The following is a 9,991-nucleotide window of genomic DNA, read 5'->3' as shown; positions in this document are numbered from 1 at the left end:
CAGCAGGGATGCTGCGGCCTAGGCTCCATGGATGGATTTACGCCGACCCCACAGGAGCATCCCAGGTAGCCGGTGCGGACCAAAGCCATTTAGCCAGCCCGAACTCCAAATAGTGAGCCATGAAACTCTTTTGCGAAGAATTTTCGTTCCTGAGCCTCCTTTCCCAACAGTCGCTTCCGGTATTCGGTAAACTACCGTTACATTTTTGATAACTGCAGAATGCATGTCCCCCGATCACACTGATCTCTGGTTTCTGCCGCTGGGTGGCTGCGGCGAAATCGGTATGAACCTTAATCTGTATGGCCACGACGACCAATGGTTAATGGTCGACTGCGGCGTTACCTTCGCCGACCCCGATAAGGCCCATCAGCCCCATGTGCAAATGCCCGTCCCCGCTTTTATCGCCGAGCGCACCGATCATCTGGCTGGCATTGTTATTACCCATGCCCATGAAGACCACCTCGGTGCCCTGCCGTATCTGTGGCGGCGCTTCAAAGGCCGGGTCTATACCACCGCCTTTACCGCCGAAGTGCTGCGACGAAAACTGATTGAGTTCAACCTGGCCGGACAGATTTCGATCGATGTAGTCAAGCCCGGCGACCGGCGTCAGATTGGCCCCTTCAATGTCGAATGGCTTAACATTACTCATTCGATACCGGAACCCCAGGCACTGATGATCCGCACGCCCGTCGGCAGCGTTTTTCACACCGCCGACTGGAAACTAGATCCAGCCCCGGTCATTGGCCCACCCATCGCACCCAAGACCTTTCAGACACTGGCAGATGAATCGCCCTCGGCCATGGTTTGTGATTCCACCAATGCCCTGGTGGCTGGCCATTCCGTATCGGAATCGGAACTGATACCGGGCTTACGCAAGATCATCGAAAACGCTCGCGGTCGAGTCGTTGTTAGCTGCTTTGCCAGCAACGTCGCCCGTCTGGCCACCCTGATGCAGGCCGCCGATCAAACCGGCCGCCGCGTCGCGCTGCTCGGTCGCTCACTGAAAAACATGGTGTCAGCCGCCAAAGCGACCGGTTACTGGGACAGTCAGCATCGCTTTATCGACCCCTTCGATCTCGGTTTTTTCCCGCGCGAACATTTTATGGCCATTGCCACCGGCAGCCAGGGCGAACCCCGGGCCGCGCTGTCACGGTTGGCGAAAGACACCCACCCGGATCTAACGCTGGAAGCTGGCGACACTGTCGTGTTCAGCGCACGCATCATTCCAGGCAATGAAGTCCTGGTCGATGCCCTGATCCGAGCGTTGAAAGCGCGTGACATCATCGTCATAACGGCTGAGGAAGCTGGTTTGCCGATCCATGCCTCCGGCCACCCGGCAGCCGACGAACTGACGCAAATGTATCAGTGGGTCAAGCCAGAGCTGGCGATTCCGGTGCATGGCGAACCCGCCCATATGGCGGCCAACGCCAAACTGGCACGTAGTGCTGGAGTCACCCGTCAGTTAACCGGACAAAACGGAGACCTGTTTTATATAAAACCGGTCGTTGGGATTCGGCGTAAAGCGGTTGCAACCGGGAGGCTCGGTTGGGATAGGGATGCGTTGATTCCGGTGAAGTGAATTCTGTCTGTTAGCGCCCTTCTAGCTCGGCGATGCTTGCCAGCAACTCGGCATCCGGCTCTACCTTGGTGTTGGTGTTGTAGTCGAGCAACACGATGCGGCCATGGCCTTCGGTGGTCAGTGCCTGCTGGGTTTGGCTGAAAATGCCGTAGTGCTGAACAAAGCCGAACCGCTGTAACTCACCGATTCGGGCGCCTACCAGGAGCTTGTCCGGGTAGTTGACGGGTCGCCGGTATTTGCATTCCGTCGAGGCCAGAATCGGGCCAATGCCTGAGGCTTCCTTGCGCCCGTACAGGCTGCAGGCTTCAAAATAAGCGATGCGGGCGCTCTCAAAGTAGCGAAAGTACGTCACGTTGTTGACGTGATTAAAGGCGTCCATCTCGCCCCACTGCACGGGCAGTTCAATTCGAACGGGGAAGGTATTTTCGAAGTCTTCCAGGGTCATGGTCATGGGTCTGTCCTGTATGAGTCGTTTTAATCAGATCGCAGTGTGCCCGACTTGCCGAAATAACAGAAGACGGTTGCAGGCAGTCAGTTATGAATCGGTTGCCTGTTCGCCACAGGCGTTAAACAGCGCTTGCCAGGCTTCTACCTGCTGTCGAATCTGTGCCCGGAAACGGTCATGATACTGCGCCAACTCTTCTTCAAAGGCCTCAATGGCCGGGTTTTCCACGTTAATCGTTTCGGTCATCGAAGTAAGGGCGTCGTAACCCGCCAGAAACCGCTGATCAACGCTAACCAGCCAGGGCTGTACTTCCCGGGCAAAAACATTACCCATTACGTTGCGGGCAAAGCCGAGTTCCTGCAGCGGTGGCCCCATTGGGCACAGTCGGGTGTCTGCGGCAGCGGCTTGCAGCATCTGTTCACTTTGTTCGAGTGCCTGGATGGCCGAGCGCATAGCCGTCAGACTGCGGCCGCCCATTGAGTACCCCGCAATTCGCTCCATGCTGCCCAGCCACTGCGACTGGGTAACGGGCAGGGGCTGCTTTGTATAGCCGGCCAGAGCTTGCTGGGCAGCCCGGTAGCCCTCGAAGTCGATTTCATCTTCCGCAGCGAAGCCCTCGCTGCCGCCGGTCCAGTAGCTCTGATAGTCGGGGTTGGCCAAGGTGGCGTTGAACAGGTGCTGGGGAAACACCTCGCGTTTCAGCTCCAAAATGCCTTCCAGCTCGGTAATCAGTTCGTCATCGAGATCAGTTTCCCTCTTCAGACACTCCGGCAACAGGGTCAACAACCGCCGCTCGTAATCCAGACGAATGAGTGGGTCAGCCACGCGCCCCAGAATGCTGTTGCGTTCACCCATCAGGGTGAACACCTCGCAACCACGCAGCGACCAGGCATCGAGCACGTCGATCTGTACCTCCGGGGGAGACTGGCGCAGCGCTCGGGTTGGCGGATAGGCCGGCAGGTCAACGGGTGACACAGCCGGTATATCCGCGTCCAGCACCCGGCTGACCCGCTTGACGTAATCGGCGAGCAGGTCACCCCCATGTTGAGCGCATCCAACCAGGGCCAGCGCCATCGTTAACGTCGCAAAACGAAATGAACGTTGCAACATCATAAAACAGATCAATAATGCTACCCCAAAAAAATTGATGTAAATCAATAAGTTAATATGTGGCACGACACTTGATAAGGGAAAGCTAAACGTACGAATAATCGGCAACTCGATTCAGAGTCCTCACCCTATATCACGAGAGGTTCCTGTTATGGCACATAGACTGGTCTGGATGCCAACGGAAGAAATTCTAAAGACAGTTCCCTGCACCTGCATTGACGGCCGAACTAGGGGTATTCGATACAGCGTCGCTGGCGGCAGCTTTGGTTTGTTCATACATATACTGGCTGCCCTGCAACGCACTGACGGCTGCCTGCAACAGGAACCAGTGGATCAATACATGCGTTTATTTGCTAAAGAGCTAGGCCCTGTCTATCTCCACAGCGATCAACACACCCTCGACCGGATCTTCGCGCGAATGGGACTGGAAAGCGATACCCGACTGCGAAACCTGAGCGAAAGCCAACAACGGTCTTTTTGCGAGCTGGCAACAACCTCAGAATTTCAGGGTTGTGGTCATATCAAGCTGATCATGCAAAACGAGCTGGACTACCAGGTACCACCTACGTTGGTTACTCGAACCATCAAGGCCTTTTTCCGCCTTTACTTCGCTGGCACCAACAATTTAATGTTTGACGTCCTCGCTGGCCGTCACCAGGAAGAGAGCGTGCTGCTGCTGGAAGAGCAATTCAGCAAGAACCTGGATAGAGAGTCGGCCCTGCTGCTGGCTAAGCCGATGGATCAGGACCGGTTTTTCTGCCACCGCCCGCTAAAGCAAGCCCTGGCGGAACGTTTTCTCAACGCCATTGATGACGCTGGACTGCCCGGGCTCGACAAATCTGCATGGTCAAATCTGATCAAGTCTCACAACAGCGCAGCTGAAACTACGCTCAACAAACTTGCACCGGAGCTTCCGGTCGACCACATTCGACTGTAGCTGGAGACCCCCACTATGACACAAGCTGCTTTTAACCGCCGGGTAAGCCAATGGATCCCGGCTTTAGAATGGATTCGCAACTATCAGCGTGGCGACCTGCGAGGCGACCTGATCGCCGGCATCACCGTCACCATGATGCTAATTCCTCAGGCGATGTCCTATGCCATGTTGGCCGGACTGCCACCCTACATCGGTTTGTACGCCTCGGTGATGCCACTGCTGGTGTACGCCCTGTTCGGCACCTCACGCCAGCTCGCGGTCGGCCCCGTCGCCATGGTGGCTTTGCTGGTATCCAGCGGCGTAGGGGCTCTGGCACCCATTGGCTCGGAGCAATACATCGCCATGGCCATTCTGCTGGCGTTGATGGTGGGGGTGATTCAGTTCCTGATGGGCGCTTTCCGGCTTGGCTTCGTCACCAACTTCATGTCGCATCCGGTTATTTCGGGCTTTACCAGCGCCGCGGCGCTGATCATTGGTTTCAGTCAGCTCAAGCACCTCGTCGGCCTGCCGCTGCCACGCACCGAAAACATCGCTGAAACCCTGTGGTTAACCCTAACCCAGGTGAATGCGATGGACCCGATTGCCCTAGCCATCGGAGTTGGCGGCATCGTACTGCTGCTGGGCCTCAAGCGCATCAGCTCACTGTTGCCAGGCGCGATGATCGCGGTAGCTATCGCAACCCTGGTCGTATGGGGGTTCAATCTCGATGAAACGGCAGGCGTCAGTATCGTCGGCCAGGTTCCGGCAGGCTTTCCGGAGTTTTCAATCCCGACATTGAGTTGGACCAGTATCGTCAGCCTGCTGCCAATCGCCCTGACTATCTCGATCGTGGGCTTTATAGAAAGCATTGCCGTTGCCAAGAAAATTGCGTCTGAAAAGCGTTATGAAATTGACGCCAACAAAGAACTGGTTGGGCTGGGTCTCGCCAATATTGTCGGGTCAATGTTCAAAGCCATGCCGGTTGCTGGTGGCTTTGGTCGCACCGCGGTCAATCGTAACGCAGGCGCCAATACCGGCCTGGCAGCTGTCATTACCGCTGTTCTGATTGGTGTTGCCCTGGTCTTTCTGACCCCATTATTCTATTACATCCCTAATGCCATTTTGGCTTCAGTGATTATGGTTGCCGTGTTTGGTCTGATTGATGTGCACGAGGTCAAGCACCTGTGGAAGGTTAAGCGCGATGACCTTGGGCTGCTGATTTTCACTTTCGTTGCCACGCTGGCTCTGGGCGTTAAATACGGCATCTTCCTGTCGGTCGGTTTGAGCATGGTCTGGTTCGTCATTAAAACGACCCGGCCGCACTATGCAGTATTGGGCAAGCTTCCAGAAACCGACCAGTACCGTAACGTGAAGCGGCACGAGCTAGCCGAGACGACGCCCAACGTGTTGGCATTGCGCTTTGACGCCCAATTCTACTACGGCAACGTCAGTTTCCTAAAAGACACGGTCAAACGTGAGGAAGCGCGCATGGTTAGCCCGCTGAAAGCCCTGGTACTTGATGCCAGTGCCGTCAATCAGCTGGATTCTTCAGCCGACACCGCACTGCATGAGTTGCTGCGCGACTATCGTATCCGAAATGTGGACTTGTTCTTCTCTCATGTTAAGGGTCCGGTCATGGAGGTGATGAAACGCAGTGGGTTTGTTCAGTCACTCGGTGAAGATCACTTTTTCCTGACCACTGATGAAGCAGTCCAGGCTGCACGTGCCTACGCCAACGGCTAACACTGCCCGGATAGCGGGCCCAGGATGGCCCGCTGCAACATAGTGAAACGCACGTTGCAACCATTCCAAACAGTATTTTCTAATATAGCTTGAAACGCCCGTATAACGAGCCGTAATAGTTGGCACGGTACTGGCAATACTGATAGCAATACCGAAATTACAGAGTCCGGAATGCGGCTAGCATCGACTTGGAGAATTACATGAAACACACCATCAAAACTTTTTATGACCCGGCTACCTCTACCCTGACCTATGTTGTCTATGACGAAGTCAGCCGCGATGCGGTCGTCATTGACCCGGTACTGGACTACAACCCGATTGGCAGCATCATTTCTGACCAGTCATTCCAGCAGGTAGTCGATTATGTTTCTGAAAACAATCTGAAACTGCACTCTGTTCTGGAAACGCACGCTCATGCCGATCACCTGAGTTCCAGTCAGCTGTTCCGCGATGAGTACCCCGACATAAAGGTTGCAATCAGTGAGCGGATCACCGGTGTTCAGACCGTTTTCAAGACGGTTTACAACCTGGAAAACAGCTTTATCACCGATGGCAACCAGTTTGACACCCTGATCAAAGACTTTGAAACGCTGGAAGCTGGGTCCCTGCGCATCAATGCTCTGCCAACACCCGGACACACACCCGCCTGCCTGTCATTCCTGATTGGCGATGCGGTGTTCACCGGCGATGCACTGTTCATGCCCGACTATGGCACCGGGCGCTGTGATTTCCCGGCGGGCGATGCTCGCAGCCTGTACCGCTGTGTCACAGAGCACTTGTACAGCCTGCCCGATGAGACTCGCGTCTTCGTTGGTCACGATTATCAGCCCGGTGGTCGGGATGTTGCCTGGGAAAGTACCATTGGCGAGGAAAAAGCAAAGAATATCCAGCTTAGGGGCGATACCACTGAAGAGGAGTTTGTTGCCTTCCGCGAACAACGGGACTCTGGCCTGGCCGCACCGAAACTGATCTACCAGAGCATTCTGGTGAACATTGATGCGGGCAAGTTGCCCAAAACCGAGAGCAACAACCAGCGGTATCTGAAAATACCGCTCAACCTGAAACTGACCCGGGTTGCCTGACAAGGTGGTTCCCGGGCGGTCATCAACACTTGTATTGACCGCCCGAGCCCTAACTTAACCATAGCAATATTTGCGAAAACTCATTAGAGGTTACGATGGAAATCATTAATTTCACACCCCTGTCAGCGACCCTTGGCGGTGCGTTGATCGGCCTGTCAGCTGCCTTCCTGCTGCTGGTAAAAGGTCGGGTCGCCGGTATCTCCGGCATCTTTGGCGGCATTGTCTATCCGGAAAAAGGCGACGTAACCTGGCGTATCCTGTTCATTTCGGGACTGGTCATCGGGGGCTTCATTTACCAGTGGCTTGGTGCCGGGGCAGGCGTTGACCATATTCAGTCTGTCGTCGGCACTCCCTGGTTGATTGCCGCAGGCTTGCTGGTCGGCATCGGCACCACGATCGGCACCGGCTGCACCAGCGGTCATGGCATCTGCGGTCTGGCCCGACGCAGCCCACGCTCTCTGGTCGCGACCGTGACCTTTATGGCCACTGCCTTTGTCACTGTCTACATTGTTCGCCATCTGGTTACAGGAGCCTGATCATGACCAACACTAAAAGCCTGGCTGCCGCCCTGTTTGCCGGTATTCTGTTCGGCTTCGGTTTGTCCGTCGCACAAATGATCGACCCGGCCAAGGTGGTTAATTTCCTGGATATCTTCGGCACCTGGGATCCGTCCCTGGCTTTTGTAATGGGCGGCGGCCTGGTGGTCAATGCCATCGCAACACCGCTGATTCTCAAACGTGGCAAGCCGGTTCTGGCGGAGCTGTTCCGCATTCCCGGCAAGAGCCAGGTGGATCGGCGCATCGTGATCGGCGGCATTCTGTTTGGCACTGGCTGGGGCCTGGCTGGCTACTGCCCGGGGCCGATGATTACCTCGCTGAGCTTTGTTGATGGCAGCATTCTGACCATTTTCATCGCCTACGTCATAGGCACTCTGGGCGCCAAGTTTGGCCTGGCCAAATACGAAGACTACAAGCAGCAGAAGCATAAGACGAACGAGGCCTGCGTCGGCTAAAAGCGATACCTCCAAACCCGGCTTTGCCGGGTTTTTTTGCATCAACCCTCATATTTCAACTCCAAATACCTGCAAGTGACCAATGTCGCTTGAATCGGCGCTGATAAAGCGAGAAGCTGGCCGCACTGTGTTTGAACCGCGAAAAGCCGGTTCAGCTACACTGACCGATGACCGAGACAGGCAGACCAACCCTCTATGACCCGAAGAGCCTCACCCAACCCGTTTGATGCCCCCCTCACTCGTGCGCTTATAACCGTTGCCGCCGTGATCGTCATCATCGCCGGAATGCGCATCGCCCAGCCGATTCTGGTGCCGTTTCTGCTTGCGCTGTTTCTTGCGGTACTCACATCGCCCGCCGTACGCTGGCTGACTAACTACCGGGTGCCAACCCCATTAGCCATTGGCGCCGTGGTCTTGCTGGTGTTTATCGTACTGTACGGCGTCAGCAGCCTGGTCATTTCTTCAACCGAAGAATTTTTCACGCGCATGCCGGAATACGAACTGAAAGTTGATGGATGGATTCAACTGTTGCGCGAGCGACTCCCCTGGTTATCCGCCGATCTGCGCACCAGCCTGCAAAGCATTATGCCCGATCCGGACAATCTGCTGGGTGTCGTCAGCGCCCTGTTCTCGGGCCTCGGCGGCATTCTACTGGCTTTGGTACTGACCGTTTTTATTCTGATATTCATGCTCGACGAAGCCCAGGGCGCCCACGCCAAACTGAACCGTGCGCTCGGAGACGACCGCACCGCCGATTACGCCCGACGCTTTACCAAGTCGGTACAACGCTACCTGGTGATCAAATCTTTTATCAGCGTCATCACTGGTCTGCTGGTCTGGGGATTTCTCAGCTTGTTAGAGGTTGACTACCCCATTCTCTGGGGCACCCTGGCGTTTGTGATGAACTTCATACCCAACATAGGCTCGCTGATCGCTGCCGTTCCGGCTATTTTTCTGGCCACAGTGCAACAGGGCCTGAGCGGCTTCGCGATCAGCCTGATCGGCTTTACCGCCATCAACGCCATTATCGGAAATGTACTGGAGCCACGCATGATGGGCCGGTCACTCGACCTGTCGACCTTGGTGGTGTTTCTCTCGCTGATATTCTGGGGATGGGTGCTGGGGCCGGTGGGTACCTTACTGGCAGTACCTTTAACCGTGGTGGTCAAAATCGGCCTGGAGGTTTATCCGAAAAGCCGCTGGCTGGCCATTCTGTTGAGCCAGTAATGGCTACTACCAGCCGCCGCCAGCCGCGAACAAAGGCTGGCGGCCAAAAGCACATCAGGCCCGGGACATAAACTTTTTAGACTCGGTATTCACCTTGATGCGCTCGCCCTGCTCAATATATTCCGGCACCTGAACCGTAATACCACCTTCAAGAAGCGCTGGCTTGGTACGTGCCGAAGCAGAGGCACCCTTAATGCCGGGCGCCGTTTCAACAATCTGCTTAACCAGTGACTGCGGCAATTCAATGGCCACCAGCACGTCGTTAACTACCAGACCCGTCAACCCTTCCATGCCATCGTGCAACCAGGCCAACTGATCACCCAGGTCGTCAGTCGACAGCATGTGCTGAGCGTAATCGTCGACATCCATAAAAGTATGCATGTCACCTTCGGAAAACAAATACTGCATCGAGCAGGTAGCCGCATCCGCCAGGGTCAGAAAATCATCCCCTTTAAAGGCTTCTTCCCGCTTACGCTTAGTGACCAGTTCATTCATGGTCATCTTATACAGCGTCGCGGCACCCCGGGCGCTGGGGCTGTGCACATCAACTTTGCTGATTTTGTACTGGTTACCGTCCAATTCAATAACGTGGCCGGGTTTGATCTCGGGAGCTTTCGGCATGATGGTCTCAACAGGAAAATGGAAAAGCCTAAAACGCGGCAATTCTAGCATTCTGGTTTGCTTTGGCGACAGTGATTCATTCTGTGGCAGAAGTACTGAGTTAGAAGTTCGCGGGCGAATTGGGCTGGGAGTTGGCCTGTTATACAGCGCCATTCGGGCCACCGGGTATGCTTACTGGAGGCACGCCGTGAACCCGTCCATGGGGGCTCGGAGACCGCATCCATGCGGTCTAACGGCCACCAGTAAGCATACCCGG

10 protein-coding genes are annotated in these 9,991 nt (G+C 55.4%); 7 read left to right on the top strand and 3 right to left on the bottom strand.

Annotated features, from left to right (window positions below; all coding sequences use genetic code 11):
* Nucleotides 1-223 precede the first annotated feature (223 nt).
* Nucleotides 224-1,579 carry a ribonuclease J gene (locus WEB54_RS16840; RefSeq protein ID WP_368056770.1) on the top strand — a complete coding sequence of 452 codons (1,356 nt, stop codon included), beginning with the start codon at nt 224-226 and terminating at the stop codon, nt 1,577-1,579.
* Between the two features lie 10 nt (nt 1,580-1,589).
* On the opposite strand, the gene WEB54_RS16835 is transcribed toward WEB54_RS16840, so the two are convergent.
* Both WEB54_RS16835 and WEB54_RS16830 read right to left on the bottom strand, forming a co-directional pair.
* Nucleotides 1,590-2,030, bottom strand: a complete 441-nt coding sequence (locus WEB54_RS16835; protein ID WP_368056517.1) for an acyl-CoA thioesterase — start codon at nt 2,028-2,030, stop codon at nt 1,590-1,592.
* Nucleotides 2,031-2,114: 84 nt separating this feature from the next.
* Nucleotides 2,115-3,137, bottom strand: a complete 1,023-nt coding sequence (locus WEB54_RS16830; protein WP_368056515.1) for a DUF3080 family protein — start codon at nt 3,135-3,137, stop codon at nt 2,115-2,117.
* A gap of 337 nt (nt 3,138-3,474) precedes the next feature.
* On the opposite strand from WEB54_RS16830, the gene WEB54_RS16825 reads away from it, so the two are divergent.
* From WEB54_RS16825 to WEB54_RS16800, 6 genes are all read left to right on the top strand, one after another.
* Nucleotides 3,475-4,071 carry a hypothetical protein gene (locus WEB54_RS16825; protein WP_368056769.1) on the top strand — a complete coding sequence of 199 codons (597 nt, stop codon included), beginning with the start codon at nt 3,475-3,477 and terminating at the stop codon, nt 4,069-4,071.
* Nucleotides 4,072-4,086: 15 nt separating this feature from the next.
* A complete protein-coding gene (locus WEB54_RS16820; RefSeq protein ID WP_368056768.1) occupies nt 4,087-5,793 on the top strand; it encodes a SulP family inorganic anion transporter in 1,707 nt (568 codons plus the stop codon).
* A 200-nt stretch (nt 5,794-5,993) separates the two neighbouring features.
* Complete coding sequence (locus tag WEB54_RS16815) at nt 5,994-6,875, top strand: MBL fold metallo-hydrolase (protein WP_368056508.1); 882 nt, start codon at nt 5,994-5,996, stop codon at nt 6,873-6,875.
* 95 nt (nt 6,876-6,970) lie between these two features.
* Nucleotides 6,971-7,411 carry a YeeE/YedE family protein gene (locus WEB54_RS16810; RefSeq protein WP_368056506.1) on the top strand — a complete coding sequence of 147 codons (441 nt, stop codon included), beginning with the start codon at nt 6,971-6,973 and terminating at the stop codon, nt 7,409-7,411.
* 2 nt (nt 7,412-7,413) lie between these two features.
* Nucleotides 7,414-7,887, top strand: a complete 474-nt coding sequence (locus WEB54_RS16805; protein ID WP_368056504.1) for a DUF6691 family protein — start codon at nt 7,414-7,416, stop codon at nt 7,885-7,887.
* Nucleotides 7,888-8,082: 195 nt separating this feature from the next.
* The gene (locus WEB54_RS16800; protein ID WP_368056503.1) at nt 8,083-9,114 is read left to right on the top strand and encodes an AI-2E family transporter; all 1,032 of its coding nucleotides are present in this window, start codon (nt 8,083-8,085) and stop codon (nt 9,112-9,114) included.
* Nucleotides 9,115-9,168: 54 nt separating this feature from the next.
* Here the strand turns inward: WEB54_RS16800 and yeiP are convergent, their stop codons facing one another.
* On the bottom strand, nt 9,169-9,735 hold the full coding sequence (yeiP, locus tag WEB54_RS16795; protein WP_368056501.1) for an elongation factor P-like protein YeiP: 567 nt from the start codon (nt 9,733-9,735) through the stop codon (nt 9,169-9,171).
* Nucleotides 9,736-9,991 lie beyond the last annotated feature (256 nt).

Source organism: Saccharospirillum sp. (assembly GCF_040881935.1).
GTDB lineage: Bacteria > Pseudomonadota > Gammaproteobacteria > Pseudomonadales > Natronospirillaceae > Saccharospirillum.
The sequence above is the reverse complement of the archived record's forward strand: the minus strand, read 5'-3'. Positions and strand labels throughout refer to the sequence as shown.

Bases quoted from the DNA above. Each gene is read 5' to 3' on its own strand.
- yeiP (WP_368056501.1), bottom strand. From the start codon at position 9,735: ATGCCGAAAGCTCCCGAGATCAAACCCGGCCACGTTATTGAATTGGAC.
- WEB54_RS16825 (WP_368056769.1), top strand. From the start codon at position 3,475: ATGCGTTTATTTGCTAAAGAGCTAGGCCCTGTCTATCTCCACAGCGAT.
- WEB54_RS16820 (WP_368056768.1), top strand. From the start codon at position 4,087: ATGACACAAGCTGCTTTTAACCGCCGGGTAAGCCAATGGATCCCGGCT.
- WEB54_RS16835 (WP_368056517.1), bottom strand. From the start codon at position 2,030: ATGACCATGACCCTGGAAGACTTCGAAAATACCTTCCCCGTTCGAATT.
- WEB54_RS16815 (WP_368056508.1), top strand. From the start codon at position 5,994: ATGAAACACACCATCAAAACTTTTTATGACCCGGCTACCTCTACCCTG.
- WEB54_RS16805 (WP_368056504.1), top strand. From the start codon at position 7,414: ATGACCAACACTAAAAGCCTGGCTGCCGCCCTGTTTGCCGGTATTCTG.
- WEB54_RS16830 (WP_368056515.1), bottom strand. From the start codon at position 3,137: ATGATGTTGCAACGTTCATTTCGTTTTGCGACGTTAACGATGGCGCTG.
- WEB54_RS16840 (WP_368056770.1), top strand. From the start codon at position 224: ATGTCCCCCGATCACACTGATCTCTGGTTTCTGCCGCTGGGTGGCTGC.
- WEB54_RS16800 (WP_368056503.1), top strand. From the start codon at position 8,083: ATGACCCGAAGAGCCTCACCCAACCCGTTTGATGCCCCCCTCACTCGT.
- WEB54_RS16810 (WP_368056506.1), top strand. From the start codon at position 6,971: ATGGAAATCATTAATTTCACACCCCTGTCAGCGACCCTTGGCGGTGCG.